The sequence below is a fragment of the Actinoplanes sp. NBC_00393 genome, assembly GCF_036053395.1.
Lineage (GTDB): Bacteria > Actinomycetota > Actinomycetes > Mycobacteriales > Micromonosporaceae > Actinoplanes.
Window position 1 is genome coordinate 9160804 of sequence record NZ_CP107942.1, and the last position, 23380, is coordinate 9184183.

The 23380-nt window shown below is 71.3% G+C and carries 24 protein-coding genes; 19 read left to right on the plus strand and 5 right to left on the minus strand.

What is annotated here, in order from left to right; genetic code table 11:
- The first annotated feature begins 236 nt into the window (after positions 1-236).
- The 5 genes from OHA21_RS42490 to OHA21_RS42510 all read left to right on the plus strand — a co-directional run bounded on the left by OHA21_RS42490 (position 237) and on the right by OHA21_RS42510 (position 5468).
- A complete protein-coding gene (locus OHA21_RS42490) occupies positions 237-3092 on the plus strand; it encodes a sensor histidine kinase (protein ID WP_328465029.1) in 2856 nt (951 codons plus the stop codon).
- A complete protein-coding gene (locus tag OHA21_RS42495; protein ID WP_328465031.1) occupies positions 3089-3496 on the plus strand; it encodes a roadblock/LC7 domain-containing protein in 408 nt (135 codons plus the stop codon). The genes OHA21_RS42490 and OHA21_RS42495 overlap by 4 nt, the downstream gene beginning before the upstream one ends.
- A gap of 42 nt (positions 3497-3538) precedes the next feature.
- Positions 3539-3901 carry a DUF742 domain-containing protein gene (locus tag OHA21_RS42500; protein ID WP_328465033.1) on the plus strand — a complete coding sequence of 121 codons (363 nt, stop codon included), beginning with the start codon at positions 3539-3541 and terminating at the stop codon, positions 3899-3901.
- A 10-nt stretch (positions 3902-3911) separates the two neighbouring features.
- Positions 3912-4514, plus strand: coding sequence for a GTP-binding protein (locus OHA21_RS42505; RefSeq protein ID WP_328478896.1), 603 nt, complete (start codon positions 3912-3914; stop codon positions 4512-4514).
- A gap of 615 nt (positions 4515-5129) precedes the next feature.
- Complete coding sequence (locus tag OHA21_RS42510; RefSeq protein ID WP_328465035.1) at positions 5130-5468, plus strand: transposase; 339 nt, start codon at positions 5130-5132, stop codon at positions 5466-5468.
- A gap of 145 nt (positions 5469-5613) precedes the next feature.
- Here OHA21_RS42510 and OHA21_RS42515 read toward each other — a convergent pair whose 3' ends face one another.
- Positions 5614-6759, minus strand: a complete 1146-nt coding sequence (locus OHA21_RS42515) for a uroporphyrinogen-III synthase (protein WP_328465037.1) — start codon at positions 6757-6759, stop codon at positions 5614-5616.
- A gap of 648 nt (positions 6760-7407) precedes the next feature.
- Between OHA21_RS42515 and rplM the strand changes: the two genes are divergently transcribed.
- The 3 genes from rplM to glmM all read left to right on the plus strand — a co-directional run bounded on the left by rplM (position 7408) and on the right by glmM (position 9898).
- Positions 7408-7851 carry a 50S ribosomal protein L13 gene (gene rplM, locus OHA21_RS42520; protein ID WP_328465039.1) on the plus strand — a complete coding sequence of 148 codons (444 nt, stop codon included), beginning with the start codon at positions 7408-7410 and terminating at the stop codon, positions 7849-7851.
- A 20-nt stretch (positions 7852-7871) separates the two neighbouring features.
- Positions 7872-8378: a 30S ribosomal protein S9 gene (gene rpsI / locus OHA21_RS42525; RefSeq protein ID WP_328465041.1), complete on the plus strand. Its 507-nt coding sequence runs from the start codon at positions 7872-7874 to the stop codon at positions 8376-8378.
- A 167-nt stretch (positions 8379-8545) separates the two neighbouring features.
- Positions 8546-9898 carry a phosphoglucosamine mutase gene (gene glmM / locus OHA21_RS42530; RefSeq protein WP_328465043.1) on the plus strand — a complete coding sequence of 451 codons (1353 nt, stop codon included), beginning with the start codon at positions 8546-8548 and terminating at the stop codon, positions 9896-9898.
- Here glmM and OHA21_RS42535 read toward each other — a convergent pair whose 3' ends face one another.
- Together OHA21_RS42535 and OHA21_RS42540 are read right to left on the minus strand one after the other, a co-directional pair.
- Positions 9899-11071: a pyridoxal phosphate-dependent aminotransferase gene (locus OHA21_RS42535; protein ID WP_328465045.1), complete on the minus strand. Its 1173-nt coding sequence runs from the start codon at positions 11069-11071 to the stop codon at positions 9899-9901.
- Positions 11068-11856, minus strand: coding sequence for an MmpS family transport accessory protein (locus tag OHA21_RS42540; protein ID WP_328465046.1), 789 nt, complete (start codon positions 11854-11856; stop codon positions 11068-11070). The genes OHA21_RS42535 and OHA21_RS42540 overlap by 4 nt, the downstream gene beginning before the upstream one ends.
- Before the next feature lie 110 nt (positions 11857-11966).
- Here OHA21_RS42540 and glmS point away from each other — a divergent pair, with 110 nt between their 5' ends.
- Complete coding sequence (glmS, locus tag OHA21_RS42545) at positions 11967-13850, plus strand: glutamine--fructose-6-phosphate transaminase (isomerizing) (RefSeq protein WP_328465048.1); 1884 nt, start codon at positions 11967-11969, stop codon at positions 13848-13850.
- On the opposite strand, the gene OHA21_RS42550 is transcribed toward glmS, so the two are convergent.
- Together OHA21_RS42550 and OHA21_RS42555 are read right to left on the minus strand one after the other, a co-directional pair.
- Positions 13837-15285: an alpha/beta hydrolase gene (locus OHA21_RS42550; protein ID WP_328465050.1), complete on the minus strand. Its 1449-nt coding sequence runs from the start codon at positions 15283-15285 to the stop codon at positions 13837-13839. The genes glmS and OHA21_RS42550 overlap by 14 nt on opposite strands.
- Complete coding sequence (locus OHA21_RS42555; protein ID WP_328465052.1) at positions 15282-15569, minus strand: type VII secretion target; 288 nt, start codon at positions 15567-15569, stop codon at positions 15282-15284. Before OHA21_RS42555 ends, OHA21_RS42550 begins: the two co-directional genes overlap by 4 nt.
- 165 nt (positions 15570-15734) lie before the next feature.
- On the opposite strand from OHA21_RS42555, the gene OHA21_RS42560 reads away from it, so the two are divergent.
- Genes OHA21_RS42560 through OHA21_RS42605 form a run of 10 tightly spaced genes read left to right on the plus strand, consistent with a single transcriptional unit; the run spans position 15735 to position 23377 of the window.
- Complete coding sequence (locus OHA21_RS42560) at positions 15735-16103, plus strand: holo-ACP synthase (RefSeq protein ID WP_328465054.1); 369 nt, start codon at positions 15735-15737, stop codon at positions 16101-16103.
- Positions 16104-16133: 30 nt separating this feature from the next.
- Positions 16134-17585 (plus strand): NAD(P)H-hydrate dehydratase, encoded by a 1452-nt coding sequence (locus OHA21_RS42565; RefSeq protein WP_328465056.1) that lies wholly within the window; start codon positions 16134-16136, stop codon positions 17583-17585.
- 44 nt (positions 17586-17629) lie between these two features.
- Positions 17630-18748, plus strand: coding sequence for an alanine racemase (gene alr / locus OHA21_RS42570; protein ID WP_328465058.1), 1119 nt, complete (start codon positions 17630-17632; stop codon positions 18746-18748).
- Positions 18745-19812 (plus strand): alpha/beta fold hydrolase, encoded by a 1068-nt coding sequence (locus tag OHA21_RS42575; RefSeq protein ID WP_328465060.1) that lies wholly within the window; start codon positions 18745-18747, stop codon positions 19810-19812. The genes alr and OHA21_RS42575 overlap by 4 nt, the downstream gene beginning before the upstream one ends.
- Positions 19809-20258: a tRNA (adenosine(37)-N6)-threonylcarbamoyltransferase complex ATPase subunit type 1 TsaE gene (gene tsaE, locus OHA21_RS42580; RefSeq protein WP_328465062.1), complete on the plus strand. Its 450-nt coding sequence runs from the start codon at positions 19809-19811 to the stop codon at positions 20256-20258. Before OHA21_RS42575 ends, tsaE begins: the two co-directional genes overlap by 4 nt.
- On the plus strand, positions 20255-20938 hold the full coding sequence (gene ung / locus OHA21_RS42585) for a uracil-DNA glycosylase (protein ID WP_328465064.1): 684 nt from the start codon (positions 20255-20257) through the stop codon (positions 20936-20938). The genes tsaE and ung overlap by 4 nt, the downstream gene beginning before the upstream one ends.
- A 9-nt stretch (positions 20939-20947) precedes the next feature.
- Positions 20948-21625, plus strand: coding sequence for a tRNA (adenosine(37)-N6)-threonylcarbamoyltransferase complex dimerization subunit type 1 TsaB (gene tsaB, locus OHA21_RS42590; protein WP_328465066.1), 678 nt, complete (start codon positions 20948-20950; stop codon positions 21623-21625).
- Positions 21625-22068 (plus strand): ribosomal protein S18-alanine N-acetyltransferase, encoded by a 444-nt coding sequence (gene rimI / locus OHA21_RS42595; protein ID WP_328465068.1) that lies wholly within the window; start codon positions 21625-21627, stop codon positions 22066-22068. Before tsaB ends, rimI begins: the two co-directional genes overlap by 1 nt.
- Positions 22061-23113, plus strand: coding sequence for a tRNA (adenosine(37)-N6)-threonylcarbamoyltransferase complex transferase subunit TsaD (gene tsaD, locus OHA21_RS42600; RefSeq protein ID WP_328465070.1), 1053 nt, complete (start codon positions 22061-22063; stop codon positions 23111-23113). The genes rimI and tsaD overlap by 8 nt, the downstream gene beginning before the upstream one ends.
- A gap of 9 nt (positions 23114-23122) precedes the next feature.
- Positions 23123-23377: a hypothetical protein gene (locus OHA21_RS42605; protein WP_328465072.1), complete on the plus strand. Its 255-nt coding sequence runs from the start codon at positions 23123-23125 to the stop codon at positions 23375-23377.
- The last annotated feature ends 3 nt before the right edge of the window (positions 23378-23380 follow it).

Genomic DNA, 23380 nt, shown 5'->3' on the forward strand with positions numbered 1-23380 from the left:
CGGTTGCACGTGACGCATTCGCGCACGTCAACCTCATGGATGCCGCCAAGATCAGCACCCGCGCGCGGTTACCACCAGGACAGCCGTGGCTTTTCCGGGAGGTTCCAGGCTTCCCAAACGTACCGGCGTTCTGGTGAAATCGCCGCCGTGCCGAAAACGGCGCGGGCTTTGCTGCGGGCACCGGACGGGGCCGGACCGCAGCCTCCGGCGAGCCGGCTGACCGTGAAGGAGTTGTCGTGAGCACGGGATCCTCGACCCTGGCTGCGCGACGTGGTGGCTTCCCGCGCCTTCGGGACGCGCGGATCCGGGCCAAGCTCGCCGGCCTGCTGTTCCTGCCTCTGGCGGCAGTGCTGGGGCTGGCCGCCGTGCGCCTGGTCGACGTGGGTGAGCGGGCCGGCGACGCGGGCCGGGTGGCCGACATGGCCGAGCTCGGCACCGACCTGTCCAACCTGACCCGGCTGCTGCACGACGAGCGGATGGCCGCGCTGGCGTACCTGGGTTCGCCGGATGCCGCCGCCACCGAGTTCCGCGAGTCGGTCAAGTCGGTGGACGCGCAGGTGCAGGTCTTCCGGGAGAACCGGGCCGCGATCACCGAAGTGCCGGCCCCGGTTACCGACCGGCTGACCCGGATCGATCAGGAACTGACCGCCCTGCCTCAGACCCGCGCCGGCATCGGCGAGCGCAAGGGTGTCGGCGTGGCCGACGCCGCGCAGCGCTACACCAAGGCCCTCACCAGCCTGTCCGGCTACGAGACCGCGGTCAGCCAGGTCGCCGAACCCGGCGAGGTCTCCGACAACCTGCGTGCCCTGGCCGCGTTCACCAAGGCTGAGGCCGCCGCGGCCGAACAGGCGGCGCTGACCTACGTGGCCCGGGTGAGCGGCGACGCCGGCCCGGATCAGCTCCGCGCCCTCTACGCGATCCAGGCCGTACGGACCGACGCGCTCAACGACTTCCGCACCCTCGCGACGGCACAGCAGATCTCCCTGGTCGACTCGACGCTCAGTGACGACACGCTGGCCGGCGCCGACGGCCTCGCGGCCCGGCTGGCCGGCCCGGCCGCGGTGGCGCCGGTCGACATCATCAACTCCTTCACCGACGTCATCGAGCTGTTCCGCGGTGTGGAGCGGCAGCTCGACGCGCAGGCGGTGGCCGCCGCCGAGGACGCGAGCAAGCGCCGTACGCAGCAGGCCACCCTCGAGTTCGTCGTGGTGCTGCTGATCCTGATCGCCGCCGTGGCGATGGCGTTCTACCTGGGCCGCTCGCTGCACCTGTCGGTACGCCGCCTGCGCGAGGGCGCCCTCGCAGTGGCCAACCGCGACCTGCCCGACGCGGTGCACCGGCTGCAGGACGCGGACAACCTCGGCGAGGGCGGTGTCGACCGGATCATCGCGCAGACCCGGGACCCGATCCCGGTCACCGAGGCCGACGAGTTCGGCCAGGTCGCCGAGGCGTTCAACATGGTGCACCGGGAGGCCATCCGGGTCGCCGCCGAGCAGGCCGCGCTGCGGACCAGCGTCTCGACGATGTTCCTCAGCCTGGCCCGGCGCAGCCAGTCCCTGGTCGACCGGATGATCGGCGAGCTGGACCAGATCGAGCGGATGGAGGAGGACCCGAAGCGGCTCGCCCGCCTCTTCGAGCTGGACCACCTCGCCACCCGGATGCGCCGCAACGATGAGAACCTGCTGGTGCTGGCCGGTGCCGAGGTCGGCGCCCCGCGCCGGGAGGACGCGCTGCTGGTCGACGCGCTGCGGGCCGCACAGTCCGAGGTGGAGCTCTACCACCGGATCGAGTTCGGCTCGATCGACACCGACATCCTGATCGGCGCGGCGGCGGTCAACGACGTGGTCCGGCTCATCGCGGAGCTGCTCGACAACGCCACCCGGTTCTCCCCGCCGAACACCGTGGTGGTGGCGCACGGCGGCCGGACCGGCGATCACGTCGTGGTGCAGGTCGAGGACCACGGGTTGGGTGTCTCCGCCGAGCAGAGGGAACAGATCAACCGGCGGCTCGCCGAACCGTCCGAGGTGGACGTCACGGCGTTCCGGCTGATGGGCTTCGCGGTGATCGCGCGGCTGGCCGCCCGGCACGGCATCGGGGTCGAGCTGCGACCCGGCTACGACGGTGGCACTGTCGCCGAGATCAGCCTGCCCGCCGACATCGTGGTGATGCCCGGCGTGCCCGCCGCACCGGTACGCGCAGCGAGCTGGACCCGCCCCGGACCACCGCCGCCGGCGTCCATCAGCACGCCGCGGATCCCGGAGTCCCGCCCGCCGATCCGGTCCGCGCCGGCACCGGCCGAACCGGCTTTCCGCCCGCCGCGCCAGCCCACCGCACCGCCGTCCGAACTGGACCTGCGCCCCACCCCGGATCGGCCGCCACTGCCGTCGCGCAGCCCCAAGACGGTCGAGGTGCCGGTCCCGGCAGCCGCGTCCGCCGGGTTCGCGGCGCCGGCCGGAGTCACCACGCCGGCCGGTGTGACGTCACCGGGCTGGGGTGCGGCGGTCGCGGCACTGCCGTCGCTGCCGGAAGTGGCCGCGCAGGTGCCGTCGCAGATGGCGCCCATCCAGGTGGAGATGCAGCACAGCTGGTTCGCCGGTGACCCGGCCGATCAGCACGGCATGCCGACCGCCGGGTACGCGCCACCGCCCGGGCCGGCGCCGGCAGTCCAGGTCTCCAGCCCGCCGGTGTCGAGCCCACCGATCTCCAGCCCACCCGTGTCCAGCCCGCCGGCGGCACCCCGACCACCGGTGGGGGAGGACACCCGGCGGATCGGCCGGGAGGTTCCGAAGGCCGGCTCGACCGCCGACGACCGGTGGAAGACGGCCGCCGACGAGGGCTGGCACCGGGCGATGGCCGCGGCCATGCCCGCCGACGGGGGAACCACACGATCCGGGCTACCGAAACGAGTCCCGCAGGCGCAGCTCGTACCCGGCGGGGTGCAGTCGCCACAGCGGGCGCAGAACCGTCGCAGTCCCGACGAGGTTCGTGGATTGTTGTCCGCGTACCACCGAGGGGTGCAACGCGGGCGGACGGACGGCGTTGCCGATGTCGCCGCGGCGGCACCACAGGTTCCTAAGGAGAGCGAACAGTGACCAGGCCCCCCACCATGCATGACATGGGCTGGCTGCTCAGCAACTTCGCCGACAGCGTCGCCGGCATCGCACACGTCGTGGCCGTTTCAGCGGACGGGATCCTGCTGGCCTCGTCCCGCGATCTGCCCGGCGACCGTGCGGATCAGCTGGCCGCCATCACCTCAGGCGTGGTCAGTCTCACCGACGGCGCGTCGCGAATGTTCAGCGCGGGAAAGGTGCAACAGACCATCATCGAAATGGACAGCGGCTATCTTTTCCTGATGTCCATCAGCGACGGTTCCTCGATGGCCGTGCTGGCGGCGCGCAGTTGCGACGTCGGCCAGGTCGGCTACGAGATGGCCCTGCTGGTGGAACGCGTCGGCGCGGCTTTGTCGCCGGCGGCGCGTGAGGCCGTCAGCCACTAGACGCCGGGGCCGAGACTCTGGCGGAGACGAGGTGACCGCGACATGACAGAGCCGCACGATCCCCGGGGCAACCTGGTGCGGCCGTACGCGGTCACGCGCGGCCGGACCGAACCGATCAGGGACATCCCGATCGAGGCGGTCCTCATCGCGACCTCGGCAGCCGTTCAGGAAGCGCGGTTCGCCGGACATGACAAGTACCGCATCGCCGTGCTGTGTGAGCCGAAGGCCCAATCGCTCGCCGAACTCGCAGCACTCACCCGGTTACCGCTGGGGGTTACTCGGGTGCTCGTCGCCGACATGGTGGCCGACGGGCTGTTACAGCTGCACAGTGCCGCTCCCAAGACCGGGTTCACGGAGCGGATGGATCTGCTGGGAAGGGTGTTGAGTGGACTTCGCAAGCTCTGAGCCGGTCGGGATGCGTACGGGGACGCACCCGACAGAGATCACTTCCGCGAAGATCGTCGTCGCCGGTGGCTTCGGCGTCGGCAAGACGACCCTGGTCGGGGCGGTCTCCGAGATCGAACCGCTGACCACCGAGGCCGTGATGACCGTGGCCGGCGCCGGGATCGACGACTCGTCGAAGGTGCCAGGCAAGGGCAGCACCACGGTCGCGATGGACTTCGGCCGGATCACCATGGCCGACGACCTCATCCTGTACCTGTTCGGCACCCCAGGTCAGACCCGGTTCTGGTTCATGTGGGACGAACTCATCCGGGGCGCGGTCGGTGCGGCGGTGCTCGTCGACACCCGGCGGCTCACCGACGCGTTCGCACCGCTGGACTACTTCGAGAACCGGCACCTGCCGTACCTGGTCGCGGTCAACTGCTTCGACAGCGCCCCACGCTACGAACCGGAGGAGGTCCGCGAGGCCCTCGCCATCCCGGCCCGGGTCCCGCTGGTCATGTGCGACGCCCGGCACCGCGACTCGGTCAAGGCGGTGCTGATCGGCGTGGTCGAACACGCGATGGCCACGCTCGTCGCCGAGCACGAGAAGGGCCACCCCACCCCGGTCGGCTAACCAAGATCAACCCCCTTCCCGGTACGCGTGAACCCGTCCCGCCGATTTTCGCCGTCCCCCACTACGACGCGAGCACCAGCCACTCAAGGCCCCACCGCGCCCGCCGGGAAACAGCACGCCCCCAGCTGCCACCCAGCGCTGCTTCGCAGCGCCGAAACAGCGCTCGCTGACAGCCGGGTTAGTCGGGCTGACCGCCACGGTTGCTTCCGCCCGCCGGAGGCAGCGCTGGGTGACAGCCGGGTTTGTTGGGCTGACCGTCAGGGTTGCTTCCGCGCGCTGGAGGCAGCGCTGGGTGACAGCTGGGTTGGCTGGCTGACCGTCAGCGCTGCTTCGCAGCGCGGGAAGCAGCCGTGGGGGTCAGCTGGCCATCTGGTATTTCCCGGCGGTCGCGGTGGGGCCGGGAGTGGGCTGGTGATCGCGTCGTAGTGGGGGACGGCGAAAATTCGGCGGGACGGGTTCGCGCGTACCCGGAATGGTCTTAAGGCCGTGTGTCTTTGGGGGCGTTGAAGCGCAAGGTCGTTCGTTGACCGTGCGTCGGTGACGTGGAGAAGTGCTGCCCGGACGCGTTGTGGCATCTGGCATCGCCGGTTCGCCGAGGGGGCGCAGGTCGGGGTGATGATCGCTTCGGTTGACCGGGGCAAACCCGGCAGCAAGATCCTCGCGATCGGTGAGCGCGGCGGTCCGCCCTTACATGTGGAGATCTCCGCCGCGAACCTCAATGACCACCGGATGCTGCAGGACATGGTCGACGGCGTTCGACCGGTCCGCCAGCCGATCGGGCGTCCGCGCAAGAGGCCGGCCAAGCTGCACGCAGACAAGGGCTACGACTTCCCGGCTGCCGCGAACTGCTGCGTGCCCGCAACATCATCCTCGGGATCGCCCGCAAGGGCATCGAGTCCTCGAAACGCCTCGGCCGGCACCGCTACGTCATCGAACGCTGCCTGGAATGGCTGACCCGCTTCCGCCGGCTGGTCCGCCGCTACGAACGCATCGGTATGCACTACCTCGGATTCCTGCGCCTAGCCTGCGCTCTGATCTGCTACCGCCGCGCCGACCGGCTCGGCCTGTTGGCCAGCAACAACCCCAACTGACGCACGGTCTAAGCCGGAATGCGGTAGCCCCGCTTGACCACCGTCTGGACCACGCCGGAGATGGCCAGGCCGGCTCGGAGGCGGGCGACCGCCATCTCGACCGCGTGCTCGTCGGCGCCGCGGGGGAGGGCCTGGAGCAGCGCGGCGCGGGAGAGTACTCGGCCCGGTGACTCGGCCAGGGCACGCAGGACGGCCATCGGGGCCGGCGCCAGGGGGCGCAGCTCGCCGTCCACGATTGCGGCATGGCCGCGCAGGGTCAGCGAGTGGCCGGAGACCTGCAGCGTGACGGCGCGTTTGGGCAGCTCGTCCACGATGGTGCGGACCAGCGCGCTGAGCCGGGCGCGTCCCGGTGCGGAGACCGGTACGTCATGCAGGCGCAGCGGCGCTGCAGTGACCGGGCCCACGCACGCGGCGAGCACGTCCTTGCGGAAGGCGTCGAGGAGCGCATCGGTTCCGGTGCCGGCGGCCCGCAGCACCGCGTGCACGGCAGCAGCTGAGGTGAACGTCACTGCATCCACCAGCCTGCCGATGATCAGGTCGACGAGCCGGTGCAGCGGGGCCGGATCGGTCGGCGGCGCCCAGCGGTAGACCGGAAGCTCGATCACCCGGGCGCCCGCGGACTGCAGAGCCTCCGTGTACTCCGGCTGGCTCTCCCCGTGCAGCTGCATCGCCACGGTGAGACCGTCGAGGCCCCGGGCGGTCAGATGCTCGACGACCTCCTCGAAGCCTTCGCCGTCGGGAGACCACTGATCCTGCAGGCCGGCGGTGCGGACCGCGGCGCGGGCCTTGGGGCCACGAGCTACGAGGTACGCCCGGGACAGCACCGCCCGCAGCGGTTCCCCCAGCCCCCAGCCGTCCGCCGCCTCGAGCCAGCCGCGCATGCCGATCCCGGTGTTGACCAGCACGATGTCCGGTGGGGTGTCGAGGCAGGCCCGGGTGGCGGCACGCAGTTCGGCGTCGTCGGAGATCGGGACGATGCGCAGCGCCGGGGCCAGCACCACCCGCGCGCCACGGGCCTCGAGAAGGATGGCGAGCTCGTCCTTGCGGCGGTCGGCGGTGACACCGATCGTGTAGCCGGATAGGGACGCCGTGGGCTCCGCCAGGGCGGCCTCGGTCAGCGCCGCCCGGCGGGCGCCCGGGGTCCGGTCCGTCATCCCAAACCCGGTTGGCGAAGACCCGATCCCGGGCCGAGAAGTCGCGGCGTGGCCGAACGGTCCACCGAAGGGCACGCTCGAAGCCCGCCGTCCTCGGCGTCGACCCGCTCCCATGTCACGCCTGCGTTCTTCGCCGTGCCTCCGTCCGGGACACGCCGCGACTTCTCCTCACCGAACCGGCGAACCGGCTCGGCGGACACCGTCAGGTCCGTCCTCAACCCTGACGGTGGTCTCTCCATGGTGCGCCAGCGAGGGCGGCATCGGCCAATCCGGGTCCGCATCGTTGGAAGGTCCGCACCGTTGGACATGCCTCGAAGCGTGCCGGGGGTGAATTTCGGTAGAGCGTCCCGTTTGTTTCAAGCCTGCTACGTCAGGCAGAGTGGGTTCCGGCACCCGCTTCGGGTGCGCCGTCAGGGCGGAGTATGCTTGCCTCGTTTGGGGTTCCGCCAGGGCTGAGTGTCTGCAACCAGGATGCTCGCCGGTTCGTTGGTGCCCTGATCTGCGCCTGTTTTGACCACTCGCCGCGCAGCCGGGTATTGTTGCCTGCTGTTGTGCATTTGCGAGTGGTCCCTATGTGGGGTCGCTTGACGCATCGGCTTGATGCGACCAGTGCGCGCCCCCAGACCGACGACGAGACAAGGTAATTCTGTGCGTACGTACAGCCCGAAGCCGGGTGAGATCGAGCGTCAGTGGCACATTATCGACGCTTCTGACGTCGTTCTGGGCCGCCTGGCCACCCACACCGCGAACCTGCTGCGTGGCAAGCACAAGCCCACGTTCGCCCCGCACGTCGACACCGGCGACTTCGTGGTCATCATCAACGCGGGTAAGGTCGCGCTGACCGGTAACAAGCGTCAGACCAAGGTCGCCTACCGCCACTCCGGCTACCCGGGTGGTCTGAAGCAGGTCGGCTACGAGGAGCTGCTGTCCAAGCGCCCCGAGAAGGCGATCGAGCTGGCCGTCAAGGGCATGCTTCCGCACAACAAGCTCGCCCGGCAGATCATCAAGAAGCTGAAGGTCTACCCCGGCGCTGAGCACCCGCACGCCGCCCAGCAGCCGCAGCCGTTCGAAATCAAGCAGATCGCGCAGTGAGCGCGGGAGAAGGCAGCAGCATGACCGACATCGTCGAGCCCGAGGTCGTCGAGACCGTCGAGACTGTCGAGGAGCCCGCTGAGACGGTTGTCGTCGTCGAGGCTCCCGCGCCGGCCCCGGTCCGCGCCCCGCGTCCCGGTGACCGTCCCGTCCAGACCGTGGGCCGCCGCAAGGAGGCCATCGTCCGGGTCCGTCTCGTCCCCGGCACCGGCAAGATCACCTGCAACGGTCGCGACCTCGAGAACTACTTCCCGAGCAAGGTGAACCAGCAGCTGATCCGTGAGCCGCTGGTGACCGCCGAGCGCACCGAGCAGTACGACGTCATCGCGAACCTCCGTGGTGGCGGCATCACCGGCCAGGCCGGCGCCCTGCGTCTCGCCATCGCTCGCGCTCTGATCGTGAACGAGCCGGACGACCGCCCCGCCCTGAAGAAGGCCGGCTTCCTGACCCGTGACGCCCGGGTCAAGGAGAGCAAGAAGTACGGTCTCAAGAAGGCCCGTAAGGCTCCGCAGTACTCGAAGCGCTGATTTTTGCGCCGTTTTCGACCGACGGTCGAGCCCACCTCCTGCTTTTGGAGGCGTGCTCGGCCGTCGCCGTTTTCATCCCTCCCCAACTAGCCGTTCCGGTACTCCTGGACCTGCGGCATCCTGTTGCAGGCTTGAGCCCAGCGTGTTACCGGCGAAAGGAAGCCGCCATGGGGCGACTCTTCGGCACTGACGGCGTTCGTGGTCTTGCGAACGGCGAACTGCTCACCCCCGAACTGGCCCTGAAGGTCGCGGTCGCGGCCGCACGGGTCCTGGTCGAGACCGACGGCAGCCACCAGCCGCTCGCCATCGTGGGGCGTGACCCCCGGGCCAGCGGCGAGATGCTGGAAGCCGCGGTCGTCGCGGGTCTGACCAGTGCCGGCGCCAACGTGGTACGGGTCGGCGTGCTGCCCACCCCGGCGGTCGCCTACCTCGTCGGGCAGACCAACGCCGACCTCGGCGTGATGCTGTCCGCCTCGCACAACCCCATGCCGGACAATGGGATCAAGCTCTTCGCCGCCGGTGGCACCAAGCTGCCGGACGAGCTGGAGGAGCGGATCGAGCAGGCCGTCGAGGACGGGCACGGTCTGGTCGGCCGGCCGACCGGGGCCGCGATCGGCCGGGTCCACGACCTGCTGGACGGCGCCGAGCACTACATCAAGCACCTGGTCGACTCGATCCCGCACCCCCTGGACGGAATCAAGGTCGTGGTGGACTGCGCGAACGGCGCGGCCAGTGAGGCCGGCCCGGTGGCGTACCGGGAGGCCGGCGCCGAGGTCATCGCGATCCACGCCGAGCCGGACGGGCTGAACATCAACGATGAGTGCGGTTCGACGCACCTTGACAAGGTGCGTGAGGCCGTGCTGCGGGAGGGCGCCGACCTCGGCATCGCCCACGACGGCGACGCCGACCGCTGCCTGGCGGTCACCGCCTCCGGCGAGGTCGTCGACGGCGACCAGATCATGGCGATCCTGGCGCTGGCGATGCGCGACAACGGCACGCTCACCGACGACACGCTGGTCGCCACCGTGATGAGCAACCTCGGGCTGCGGATCGCGATGAAGCAGGCCGGCATCAAGCTGGTCGAGACCAAGGTCGGCGACCGGTACGTGCTGGAGGAGCTGCAGAACGACGGGCTGGCGCTCGGCGGCGAGCAGAGCGGGCACATCGTGATGCCGGCCTTCGCCACCACCGGCGACGGCGTGCTGACCGGCCTGCACCTGATGGCCCAGGTCGCTGCCTCCGGCAAGTCGCTGGCCGACCTGGCCGCCGTGGTGCACAAGCTGCCGCAGGTCCTGATCAACGTGAAGGTCGGCGACCGGGAGGCCGGCGCGGCCGCCCCGACCGTGCAGGCCGCGGTCGCCCTGGCCGAGAACGAGCTGGGCGAGACCGGCCGGGTGCTGCTGCGCCCGTCCGGCACCGAGCCGCTGGTCCGGGTGATGGTCGAGGCCGCCACCGAGGACAAGGCGCGCGAGGTGGCCGAGCGGATCGCCGCCGAGGTGTCGGCGGCCAGCCCGGCCTGATCAGCTGAGCGTCTTGAGTCGCTGAACTGCCTCGTCGATCACCTCGGCGCGCTTGCAGAAGGCGAATCGGATGAGGTGCCGGCCCGCGTCCTGATGGTCGTAGAAGACCTGGGTCGGCACCGCCACGACGCCGCAGCGCTCCGGCAGCTGCCGGCAGAACTCGATGCCGTCGGTACCGCCCAGCGGGCGGATGTCGGCGGTCACGAAGTAGGTGCCCTCAGACGGCAGCACGGCCAGCCCGGCGTCGGTGAGCCCGGACACGAGACGGTCCCGGCGCTCCTGGAGTCCGGCGGCGAAACCGGAGAAGTAGGAGTCCGGCAGGCCCAGGGCCACGGCGACCGCGGGCTGCAGCGGTGACGCGTTCACGAACGTCAGGAACTGCTTGACCCGCAGCATCGCGGAGAGCAGCGACGCCGGTCCGGTGGCCCAGCCGACCTTCCACCCGGTGCAGGAGAAGGTCTTGCCGGCCGAGGAGATGCGCAGGGTGCGCTCGCGCATGCCGGGAAGACCGGCCAGCGGGACGTGCGGGGAGGCGGCGTCGGAGAAGACCAGATGCTCGTAGACCTCGTCGGTCACCGCGTAGGCGTCGTGCTCCTGGCAGAGGGCCGCGATCAGGGCCAGCTCGTCCGGGGTGAAGACCTTGCCGGTCGGGTTGTGCGGTGAGTTGAGCAGCACCAACCGGGTACGCGGACCGAACACCGCGCGCAGCTCCGCCTCGTCGAACCCGTACCGGCCGTCGGCGCCGGGACGCAGGGTGACCGGCCTGCGGACCGCTCCGGCCAGGGTGATCGAGGCCGCGTACGAGTCGTAGTACGGCTCGAAGCAGACCACCTCGTCGCCGGTCTCGCAGAGCGCCAGGATCGTGGCGGCGATCGCCTCGGTGGCGCCCGCGGTCACGGCGACCTCGGTGTCCGGGTCCCGGCTCAGTCCCCAGAACCGCTGCTCGTGCGCGGTGATCGCGTGGCGCAGCGCGGGGATGCCGGCGAGCGGAGGGTACTGATTGGCGCCGGAGGCCAGCGCCTCGGCGGCCGCAGCCAGCATCTCGGCGGGGCCGTCCGAGTCCGGGAAGCCCTGACCGAGATTCACCGCACCGGTACGCACGGCGAGCGCCGACATCTCCGTGAAGATCGTGGTGCCGAACGGCCGCATCCGCGCGACCAGGGGATCGGTCATTTGAAGATCAGCTTGTTGCAGGTCGTGGTGGCCCAGCCGCCCGCCGCGCTGTTCGTGGCGACCTCTTCGTCGTCGACCGTGGCCCGGCACTCGATGGATCCGTCACCGTCCGCGCCGCGGGTCGCGGTGACCGAGACGAACGCGGCGCCCTTCATCTTGGTGGTCACCTTCCACGGCAGGTCGACGTTTTCGACCACCTTGGGGGTGCTCCCCAACTGTTCGGCGTAGATGATGTTCGCCGGACCGTCGCCGGTCACCTCATACGTCACGGTGATTTCCGCGCCCTCGTCGAGGCCCGGAAGATTGGGCAAATCGGTCGGAAGCTCGGGCAGATCGGTGGGCAGAGCCGGCGCCTCGGTGGGCAGCACGTCGGCGGTCGCCTCCTGCACCTCCTGGGTGGCCCGCTGGACCAGCAGCACGCCGGCGGTGACCACGCCACCGCAGAGCAGCAGCGAGACGGCGACGATCACCGCGATGATCGGCTTGTTGCTCCGGCGCGGCGGTGGCGGGGGCGGTGGGGCGCCGTATCCCGGCCACGGCGGTGGAGGGTATTGGCCCTGGCCGGGAGGCTGCTGACCGTAGTCCGGCGTGTATCCCGGCGGGGCATAGTTGACCGGCGGGAACTGCGAGGTCGGCGGGTACTCCGGCTCCGGCTCATACGGCGGGGGAGTGGCCTGGCCCGGGGTGAACTCCGGTGGCTTGGGCGGCTGGTGCGGCTCACTCATCTTTCCTCCAGGTGGGGCGCCGTAGCCGACGGTACGCCAGGACTGCGAATCGATCGTCACCCACCCGTACGGGGCAAGCGAGGATGAGCTATCGTTCCGATCACAGGCGATGCTCGAAAGCGCACTTCCCGAGCATGACGTTTGAGCGAAAGTCGGCTACGCTGCCCGGCATGTGTGGGATCGTGGGTTACGTAGGCAATCGTCCGGCGTTGGGCATCGTCCTCGACGGGCTGCGGCGACTGGAGTACCGCGGGTACGACTCCGCGGGCGTCGCCATCCTCGACGGTGACGTCGTCCAGACCGAGAAGCGGGCGGGCAAGCTCGCCAACCTGGAGAAGGCGCTGAGCGAGCGCCCCGAGGACGGCATCACCTCCGGGGTGAGCGGCATCGGGCACACCCGCTGGGCCACGCACGGCGGCCCGACCGACCGCAACGCCCACCCGCACCTGTCCGCCGACGGCCGGGTCGCCGTCATCCACAACGGCATCATCGAGAACTTCGCCCGGCTGCGCGCCGAGCTCGAGGCCGACGGCATCGAGTTCCGCAGCGACACCGACACCGAGTGCGCAGCGCACCTGCTCGCCGCCGAGCTCCGGGCGCTGCGCGCGTCCGGCGCCGAGGACGGTCCGGCGCTGCTCGCCGAGGGCATGCGGCGTACGGTCCGCCGGCTGGAGGGCGCCTTCACGCTGCTCGCCGTCGACGTCGCGGTGCCGGACGCGGTGATCGCCGCCCGGCGCAACTCGCCGCTGGTCGTCGGTCGCGGCAACGGGGAGAACTTCCTGGCCAGCGACGTCTCGGCGTTCATCGAGCACACCCGCGAGGCGATCGAGCTGGGCCAGGACCAGGTGGTTCTGATCACCCCGGCCGGGATCGAGATCACCGGCTTCGACGGCACGCCCGCCACCGGGACCGAGTTCCACATCGACTGGGACGCGTCGGCCGCGGAGAAGGGCGGCTACGACTACTTCATGCTCAAGGAGATCGCCGAGCAGCCGCAGGCCATCGCGGACACGCTCCTCGGCCGGCTCTCCGAGCGTGGCGAGATCATCCTGGACGAGGTCCGCCTCACCGACCAGGACCTGCGCGACGTCGACAAGGTCTTCATCGTCGCCTGCGGCACCTCCTTCCACGCCGGCATGGTCGCGAAATACGCCATCGAGCACTGGGTGCGCATCCCCTGCGAGGTGGAGCTGGCCAGCGAGTTCCGGTACCGGGACCCGATCCTGGACCGGTCCACGCTGGTGATCGCGATCAGCCAGTCCGGCGAGACCATGGACACGCTGATGGCGATCCGGCACGCCAAGGAGCAGAAGGCCCGGGTCCTGGCGATCTGCAACACCAACGGATCGACCATCCCGCGGGAGTCCGACGCGGTCCTCTACACCCACGGCGGGCCGGAGATCGCCGTCGCCTCCACCAAGGCGTTCCTCACCCAGCTGGTCGCCTGCTACCTGATCGGCCTGCACCTGGCCCAGATCCGCGGCGTCATGTACGCCGACGAGGTCGCCGCCGTGGTCGAGAAGCTCCAGGCCACCCCGGACGCCCTGCGCGCCCTGCTCGACCGGATGGAGTCGGTCCGTGAGCTGGCCCGTGACCTGCGGACCGCCTCGGCCATCCTCTTCATCGGCCGGCACGTCGGCTTCCCGGTGGCCCTCGAGGGCGCGCTGAAGCTCAAGGAGCTGGCGTACATGCACGCCGAGGGCTTCGCCGCCGGTGAGCTCAAGCACGGCCCGATCTCCCTGATCGACGAGGGCACCCCGGTGGTGTGCGTGGTCCCGTCGCCGGCCGGCCGCGGTGTCATGCGCGACAAGGTGGTGTCGAACATCCAGGAGGTACGTGCCCGTGGCGCCCGCACCATCGTGATCGCCGAGGAGGGCGACGAGGACGTCCGCGCCTTCGCCGACCACCTGATCACGGTGCCGCACACCCCCACGCTGCTGGCCCCGCTGCTGACCACGGTCCCGCTGCAGGTCCTGGCCTGCGAGATCGCCTCGGCCCGCGGCCACGACGTCGACCAGCCGCGGAACCTGGCCAAGTCGGTCACGGTCGAGTAGGCGGCTCCCCACCGAGAGCGAGGGCGGTCAGCGCGTCGAGCGCGGGCCGCCCTTCGTCCCAGTAGCCCAGGTGCCCGGCGTCGACCTGGCTGCGGAAGACCCGGGCGCCGAAGTCCGGCCCGCTCGGGTTCTCGCCGAACCACAACTCCCCGATGCCGGGGCGGACCGCGAGGTACTGGATCGGGTCGGTCAGCGACGTCGACGACCAGACCCGGTCCGCCGGGACGGTGAGCTCGGCGGCTTCATCGACGCCGACTCCCGGCGAGCCGACGAAGACGACCCGGTCAGCCTCCAGCCGTTCGCCGGATGCGGCCTCGCCGACGACCAGCGAGCCGTAACTGTGCCCGAGCAGGGTCTGATCCGCGCGTGGTCCCTCGTGAGTGGTCCGCAGGCCCTCCTGGAACCGGCGCAGCTCGGCGGCGCCGTCCCGGGCCTGCCGGTCGGAGAACGCCTCGTGCAGGAAGTCCGGCGCGTCGTAGTCCAGCCACAGCACCGCGCTGGTCGACTCGGCCGGGCCGAGTTCGGCGGCGCGGACCGCGACCCGTTCGGCCCGGGTCAGCTCGCCGCCGAGCGAGGCCAGGTCGGAGGTCATGCCGGGCACGTGGGTGAGGACGTGGGCGGCCCGGTCCGGGTCGCCGAGCGCGACCACGGCCCGGCCGTCACCGGCGGTGTCCAGACCCATGAGGTACGCCCGGGGCCCGGCATCGTCATCCAATCGGGCGGTCAGCTCGTCGAGCCCTTCGCGTCGTTCCCGGCCGGCTTCGGCGCGATGCTGATCGAGGAAGGCACGGTGTTGCTCCAGCAGCAGCCGATTTGCCAGATCGCGGTCGGCCGCCGGGATGCCGTCCGTGCCGGCAATCGAGCCGGGCTCGCAGGCCAGCACCCAGTTCCGCTCGGCGGCAGTGAGGCCCGCCCACCACCGCCGCACCTCGGCCGGCGTGGCGGTGCACGATGGCCGGACAGGCTCGGCCAATGGATCGGCGTCGCCGGTGAGACGGGCCAGCCGGAGTGCGGCTGCGTCGTCGGCCTGAGCGGCCACCGAGATCGCCGCGGCCAGGTCAGCCGCGACGGACTCGCCGCCGGAGCCGTGGACCGTACCGTTCTCATCGATCCGAAGGCCGGCCTGCTGGGCCCGGCTGCGGGCCCGGTCCAGCAGCGTGCGGGCCCGGCCCAGCGCCGCGGCGAACTCGCTGAGCGCCTGATCGGCCCGCCAGCAGAACAGCCGGAACAGCACCATGCGCCGGCGGAACCCGCCCAGCCGGGCGACGGCCGCATCGGCCGCCGGGCCCGACCAGACTTCCCGCAACCGGGCGGCGGCCGGCCCGAACTCGGCGCAGAACGCCCCCGCGATGGCCGCCCAGCGACGCCACGCCAGCGCGGCAGCCCGCCAGCGGGCCGGATCGGTGATCCGCAGTCGCGCGTAGACCGAGCTCATCGGCTCAGCCGCAGGCGCTTGGCGGCGCGGGTGTCGGCCTCCTCGTACGCCTCGGCGGTGGCCCGGATCTGCCGGGCCGTCGCCTCGATGTCCGCCCCCAGCTGCGTCAGGAGCTGCCGGGCGGCCGTCGCGGCCAGCTCCGCGGCACCGGTGGTCGACCAGCGTGGGGTCGGATCGGGAAGCGGCGCCGAATCGGCCGCGCCGGTCACCCGGGCCGCGGTACCGGCCAGGGTGGCGGCGTCGCTGCGCAGGCCGGTGGTGTCGACCTCGAAATCGGGATTCATGAGCTGCCTCCAGGGACCTCGACGGGATGCGCCGACATTAGGAACCGGAGCAGGTCCCGGGGCTGGGCTGTGGACAGCGGGCCGGTACGGCGTACCCCGGGTGTCCACAGGTGTTGCCCCCGGATCGAAAGCACTGATAGTGCGTACCTCGCTAGGGTGGCCGGTGTGATCGTGTCTGTCGGCATTGACGTCGTCCTGGTGGAACGCTTCGCCCGCGCTCTGGAACGGACCCCGTTGCTCGCGGATCGGCTCTTCACCGAGGCCGAGCGGCTCACCGGATCGGGTAATCCGCGCTCGGCGGAGTCGCTGGCCGGCCGGTTCGCTGCCAAGGAGGCGGTCGCCAAGGCGCTCGGCGCACCCATCGGGCTGCGCTGGCACGACTGCGAGATCGTCACCGATCCGGACGGCCGGCCCTGGTTGACCGTCTCCGGTACGGTCGCCGCGGCAGCGGGCGAGCGCGGTATCAATCGATGGCATCTGTCGCTGTCGCACGACGGGGGTATCGCGTCCGCGATGGTGGTGGCCGAGGCCTGAGGTCCCGGGTTCGAGTGATCGGAGAGCAGCATGCGGCGGGCGTGGCGGGTCGCGGATGTCCGCGCAGCGGAGAAGACCCTGATGGCGCAGCTCCCCGAGGGGACGCTGATGCAGCGGGCGGCCGCCGGACTGGCCCGGCGCTGCGCCCTGCTGCTGGACGCGACGGGCGGGGTCTACGGCGCGCGGGTTCTGCTGCTGGTCGGCAGCGGTGACAACGGCGGCGACACGCTCTACGCCGGCGCCGCCCTGGCCAAGCGGGGTGCTCAGGTGCGGGCGCTGCTGATCACCCCGGAGCGGGTTCATCTGGCCGGCCTGGCCGCGCTGCGCGCAGCCGGCGGCTTCACCACCCGAGATCTGCCCACCCGTGCCGACCTGGTGCTGGACGGGATCGTTGGGATCGGCGCCAGCGGCGGCCTGCGTGCGCCGGCCGCGGCTCTGGTGCGAGACCTGGGCACACTTCGCGGGCGTACGGGTGAACGCGCCCTCGTGGTGGCCGTGGACGTGCCGAGCGGGGTGGCCGTGGACACCGGCGACGTCCCCGGTGAAGCGGTGACCGCCGACGTCACCGTGACGTTCGGCTGCCTCAAGCCGGCACACGTGCTGGGCCCGGCCGCGGTCCGGTGCGGCGAGGTCGAGCTGGTCGACATCGGCCTCGGACCGGTTCTGATCACCGACCCCGCGGTCCGGATCGCCGAGACGGCGGACGTGGCCGACTGGTGGCCGCAGCCGGGGCCGACCTCGGACAAGTACACCCGCGGCGTGGTCGGACTGGCGACCGGCTCGGCGCAGTATCCCGGGGCGGCCCTGCTCTCCAGCTCGGGTGCGCTGGCCGGCCCCTCCGGGATGGTCCGCTACGCCGGCAGCGCCCACCGGGAGGTGGTTCGCGCGCACCCGTCGGTGGTGGTCGCACCCCGGGTCGCCGAGGCCGGCCGGGTGCAGGCCTGGGTCTGCGGCTCCGGGCTGGGCACCGGCGACGAGGCGCGTACCGAACTGCGCAGCGTGCTGGCCACCCCGCTGCCGGTGCTGCTCGACGCGGACGCCATCACCCTGCTGGTCGGCGGCGAGCACGCCGAGGACCTGCGCCGGGACGCCCCGCTCGTGCTCACCCCGCACGACGGCGAGTTCAAGCGGCTGGCCGGTGAGGCGCCGGGCGAGGACCGCGCGGGAGCCGCGGCCCGGCTGGCCGCGTGGACCAACGCGGTGGTCCTGCTCAAGGGTGACCGGACGATCGTGGCAACCCCGGGTGGGGAGATCTGGGCGAACCCGACCGGCAGCCCGGCGCTGGCCACCGCCGGCTCCGGGGACGTGCTGGCCGGGTTGCTGGGTTCCCTGCTCGCGGCTGGTCTGCCGGCGGTGCGGGCGGCGGTGGCGGCGGCGTACGTGCACGGTCTGGCCGGGCGGCGCGCGGCGCTGGACGGGCCGGTGACCGCTCCGGACGTGGCGTCCGCCCTGCGACCGGTTCTGGCCGATCTGCTGGGGTGACCGGGGCGGACCGGAATTGTCATACGCCTCAGTAGGGTGGAGGCATGTGGCAGGCCGAAGTGCGCGTCGATCTGGACGCCATCAGGGACAACGTCGCGACGCTGCGCTCGCGCACCTCGTCCGAGGTGCTCGTCGCCGTCAAGGCGGATGGTTACGGGCACGGCATGGTGCCGTCCGCCCGGGCATCGCTGGCGGGCGGTGCCACCTGGCTCGGCGTGGCCACCCTCGGCGAGGCGCTGGAGCTGCGCCGGGCCGGCATCGAGGCGCCGATCCTGGCCTGGCTGCTGAGCCCGGGGCTGCCCCTGCACGACGGCATCGCGGCCGGCGTCGACCTGAGCGCGGCCACTCCGGGCCTGCTCGACGAGCTGGTCACCGCCGCCCGCCGGGCCGGTCGTCCGGCCCGGGTGCACCTGAAACTCGACACCGGCCTGGCCCGGGGCGGCGCCACGCCGGCCGAGTGGCCGGCCGTGCTGGAGGCGGCTGCCAAGGCCCAGGCCGGCGGCGATCTCGAGGTGGTCGGGGTGTGGAGTCACCTGGCCTGTGCCGACGAGCCCGGGCACGAGTCGGTCGACCGGCAGCTCGCCGCCTTCACCGAGGGCCTGGCCCTCGCCGAGCGTTACGGGATCTCGCCCCGCTACCGCCACCTCGCCAACTCGGCGGCCACCCTGACCCGCCCGGACACCCACTTCGACATGGTGCGGGTCGGCATCGCGGCATACGGGCTGTCGCCCGTCGCCGGCAACACCTTCGGTCTGCGGCCGGCGATGACCGCCCGGGCCCGGGTGATGCTGACCAAGCGCGTTCCGGCCGGCCAGGGCGTGTCCTATGGATTGACTTACGTCACTCCGCGGGAGACCACGCTTGCCGTGGTCCCGATGGGGTATGGCGACGGCGTGCCGCGTCACGCGTCCAGCGCGGGTCCGGTGCGGATCGGTGGCACGGTCGCCCGGATCGCCGGCCGGGTCTGCATGGATCAGGTGGTGGTCGACGTGGGTGACGAGCCGGTGGTGGCCGGGGACGTGGCCACCCTCTTCGGCCCCGGCGCCGATGGTGAGCCCACCGCCGACGACTGGGCCGCCGCCACCGGGACGATCAATTACGAGATCGTCACCAGGTTCGGAAGCAGCCGGGTGCCCCGGCACTACGACGGGGAGCTCGCGTGAGTCGTTCGCGTGCCGCCAAGCGGGCGGGCATATTCGGGGCCGCGGTCGGTGTCGCCGCGGCCGGTCTGGCCACGGCGTTCGCCGTCGAGCGGGCGCTGGTGCGCCGATCGGTCAACGCACCCGGCGACCCCTATGTCGACGAGCCGTTCGGTGACCAGCCCTTCGACCGCGAGCTGACCGTCACCGAGGCGGACGGCACCGACCTGCACGTCGAGGTCGTCGAGCCGGCCCAGCCGACCGACCGGCCCACCATCGTCTTCGTGCACGGCTTCGCGCTGGACATGGGGACCTTCTACTTCCAGCGCAAGGCGCTCGCCGAGCGGGCCGAGCAGCGGCTGGTCTTCTACGACCAGCCCGGGCACGGCCGCTCCGGCAAGCTGAAATCGGGGACCTACGACATCGCGGCGCTGGGCCGCTCGCTCGCCGCGGTGCTCGAGGAGACCGTGCCGGACGGGCACATCATCCTGGTCGGCCACTCGATGGGTGGGATGACCATCATGGCCTTCGCCGAGCAGTATCCGGAGTGGTTCGGCAACCGGGTGACCGGTGTGGTGCTGATGTCCACCTCGGCCGGCCTGTTCGACAAGGCCCGGCTCGGCCTGACCAACATGGTGGCCCGGGTCAGCGCCCCCTTCTTCCCGCTGTGGGACAAGGCCGCCCAACTCGGCGGCGGCACCATCGACCGCGCCCGGGTGGTCTCCTCCGACCTGGCCTGGCTGCTCACCCGGCGGTATGGGTTCGGTGAGGCCAAGCCCAGCCCGTCGCTGGTCACCTTCGTGGAGAGCATGAATTCCAAGACGTCGGTGGAGACGCTCACGAAATATCTGCAGACTCTCTACACCCACAGCCGGATCCCGGCGCTGTCGGCGCTGAGCGGCGTGCCGGTGCTGGTCGTGGTCGGCGATCGGGACTATCTGACTCCCGTCACCCACTCCGAGGAGATTCTGAAGAACCTTCCCGAGGCCGAGCTGTTGAAGGTGGAGAACAGCGGCCATGTGGTGATGCTGGAGAAAGCCGACCAGGTCAACGCCGCGCTGATCCCGTTCCTGGAGAAGATCTCGTGAAGCTGAGGACCGTCGACGACACCCGGGAGTTCGGCCGGCGGCTCGCCGGTGTGCTCCGGGCCGGCGATCTGGTGTTGCTCACCGGTCCGCTCGGCGCGGGCAAGACCGCCCTGGTGCAGGGCATCGGCGCCGGGCTGGGCGTGCAGGGTCCGATCACCTCGCCGACCTTCGTGATCGCCCGGGTGCATCGGGGCCCGGTGCCGATGGTGCACGCGGATGCGTACCGGTTGGGGGAACGCCCGGACCCGCGCGCCGAGATCGACGACCTCGACCTGGACGCCTCGGCGGAGGACGCGGTGACCGTCGTCGAGTGGGGCGCCGGGCTGGTCGAGCAGCTCAACGACGAATATCTACAGGTCCGGATCGATCGGCTGGACGACGACACCCGGGTCATCGACCTCGTTCCCCACGGGGGCGACTGGGCACACCGACTGGAGACCATGTGAACCTGACCGAGCTGCTGCCCGCCGAGTGGCGCGCTGAGCTGGCCCCCCACCTCGACGAGGCGGCCACGGCCGCCCTGGGCGCCTGGGTCGCCGAGGAGTATGCGACCCAGACCGTCTACCCGCCGGCGGAGGACCTGTTCACGGCGTACCGGTTGTGTCTGCCGGCGCAGACCCGGGTGCTGATCCTGGGCCAGGATCCGTACCACGGGCCGGGGCAGGCGCACGGGCTGAGCTTCAGCGTGCGGGACGGGGTGCGCAAACCGCCGTCGCTGAGCAACGTCTTCAAGGAGCTCAACGAGGATCTCAACGTTCCCAAGCCGGCGAGCGGTGACCTGACCGGCTGGGCCCGGCAGGGCGTGCTGCTGCTCAACGCGGTGCTGACCGTGCGCGCGGGCAAGGCCGGCTCGCACGGCAACAAGGGCTGGGAGGCGTTCACCGACGCCACCATCCGGGCGCTGAACGAGCGGAACGAGCGGGTGGTCTTCCTGCTCTGGGGCAGCTACGCGCGGAAGAAGGCGGCGCTGGTCACCAACCCGGCGCACGTGGTGCTCGAGGCCGGCCACCCGAGCCCGCTGAACCGGGTCGGGTTCCTCGGCAGCCGGCCGTTCAGCGCGGCCAACAAGGCCCTGGCGGACGGTGGCCGGCCGGTCATCGACTGGGACCCGCGGGCCACGGTCTAGGGTCACGCTGTGCTGGTACTCGCTTTGGACACCGCCACGCCCGCGTCGACGGCCGCGCTGGTCGAAGTGACCGCTGACAGCCTGTTCGGCGTGGCCGAGCAGCGGACGGTCGACCCGCGTGCGCACGGGGAGAAACTCGCCCCGGAGATCGCCGCGGCCCTGGAAGCAGCCGGGGCGCGCCCGCGCGACCTGGGGGCGATCGTCGCGGGCGTCGGCCCGGGGCCGTTCACCGGGCTGCGGGTCGGGCTGGCCACCGCGGCGAGCATGGGCCAGGCGCTCGGCATCCCGACCTACGGCGTGTGCTCACTGGACGCGCTGGGCCGGGCTGCCGGTCCGGGCCGGGTGCTGGTGGCGACTGATGCGCGGCGGCGCGAGGTCTACTTCGCGACGTACCGGGACGGTGAGCGGGTGTTCGGCCCGGAGGTCGCGCGGCCGGGCGACGTGGCAGGGCTGGTGGGACCGCTGGCTGAGGTCGTGGACAAGTCGGCCGGTGAGGGTGCGCTGAAATACGGGGACGTCTTCGGCGTACCGGTGGAGGAACACCTGCTTCATCCGCCCGGCGCCGCGCTGGTGGCGATCGCGGCGTCGCGGATCCGCGACGCCGCGCCGAGCGAGGCGCTCATCCCGCTCTACCTGCGGCGCCCGGATGCCGTCGAGCCGGCCGGGCGGAAGCCGGTGCTGACCTGATGCTGGTCGAGAAGCTCCGCTGGTGGCACATCGAGGAGGTGCTGCCGCTCGAGGAGGACCTGTTCGGCCCCGAGAAGTGGTCCGCCGCGATGTTCTGGAACGAGTTGGCGCAGCGGCACTTCTACCGGGTCGCGGTGGACGAGCCGGGTGGGCCGGTGCTCGGCTACGCGGGTCTGTCTGTCGTGGACGCCGACGAGTCCTGGGTGCAGAACATCGCGGTCCGGCGGGACGCTCAGCGGCGCGGCATCGGGCGGCTGCTGCTCGACGATCTGCTCGCCGAGGCGGCCCGCCGCGGGGCGCGCCGGACGCTGCTCGAGGTGGCGGTCGACAACGCCCCGGCGCAGAAGCTCTATGCCAGTTACGACTTCGAGCCGGTCGGGATCCGGCGTGGCTACTACCAACCCACCAATACGGACGCCCTGGTGATGATGCGCGATGCCTGACGAGCCCCTGGTCCTCGGGATCGAGACCTCCTGCGACGAGACCGGTGTCGGCATCGTGCGCGGGCACACCCTGCTCGCCGACGCGCTGGCGTCCAGTGTGGATCAACACGCCCGGTTCGGCGGGGTGGTGCCCGAGGTGGCCAGCCGCGCGCACCTGGAGGCCCTGGTCCCGACCATGCAGCGGGCGCTCGACGAGGCCGGCGTGACCCTGGCCGACGTCGACGCGATCGCGGTGACCAGCGGGCCCGGCCTGGCCGGCGCCCTGCTGGTCGGTGTGGCCGCGGCGAAGGGGTACGCGCTGGCCGCCGAGAAACCGATCTACGGGGTCAACCACCTGGCTGCGCACGTTGCAGTGGACACTTTGGAGCACGGCCCGCTGCCCGAGCCCGCGGTGGCGATGCTGGTCTCCGGCGGGCACTCGTCCCTGCTGCTGGTCGACGATCTGACCGCGGGCGTCACTCCGCTCGGCGCGACCATCGACGATGCCGCCGGCGAGGCGTTCGACAAGGTGGCCCGTCTGCTGGGGCTCGGTTTCCCGGGCGGGCCGATCATCGACCGGACCGCCCGCGACGGTGATCCCGTCTCGATCGCCTTCCCGCGCGGGCTCACCGCGCCCAAGGATCTCGCGGCGCACCGGTTCGACTTCTCGTTCTCCGGTCTGAAGACCGCGGTGGCCCGCTGGGTGGAGAGCCGGGAGCGGGCCGGGGAGCCGGTGCCGATCGCGGACGTCTCGGCCAGTTTCCAGGAGGCGGTCTGCGACGTGCTCACCGCGAAAGCGATCGACGCGTGCCGGACCAGCGGCGTGAAGACGCTGGTGATCGGTGGCGGCGTGGCGGCGAACTCGCGACTGCGGGTGCTCGCCGAGGAACGCGCTGCTAAACACGGGATCGCGGTACGCGTACCCCGCCCGCAGCTCTGCACCGACAACGGAGCGATGGTCGCGGCACTCGGCTCGCATCTCGTCGCGGCCGGCGTCGCTCCGAGCCGTCTCGATCTGCCGGCGGATTCCGCGATGGGTTTGACCACGGTCAGCGTGCCGGGGTAGGAAGCCTTCATGATCGCTCGGATGTGGGAGGTGCGGGCCTCGCGCAGTGGCTTCGACGAGCTGCTGGCCTGGGTCTGCGACACGGCGGTGCCTGGCTTGGAGGTCCTGCCACAACATGTGTCGAGTGACGTCTATTCGTCCACGGATCATCGCATCGTCGTCATCACCAAATGGCGAAACACCCCGCAAAGCATGCCGACGCCGCCAGAGAAGCTGGTAGCACGCGCTCCGCACGTCTGGGATTTCACGCCCGTCGATCGCTGAGCA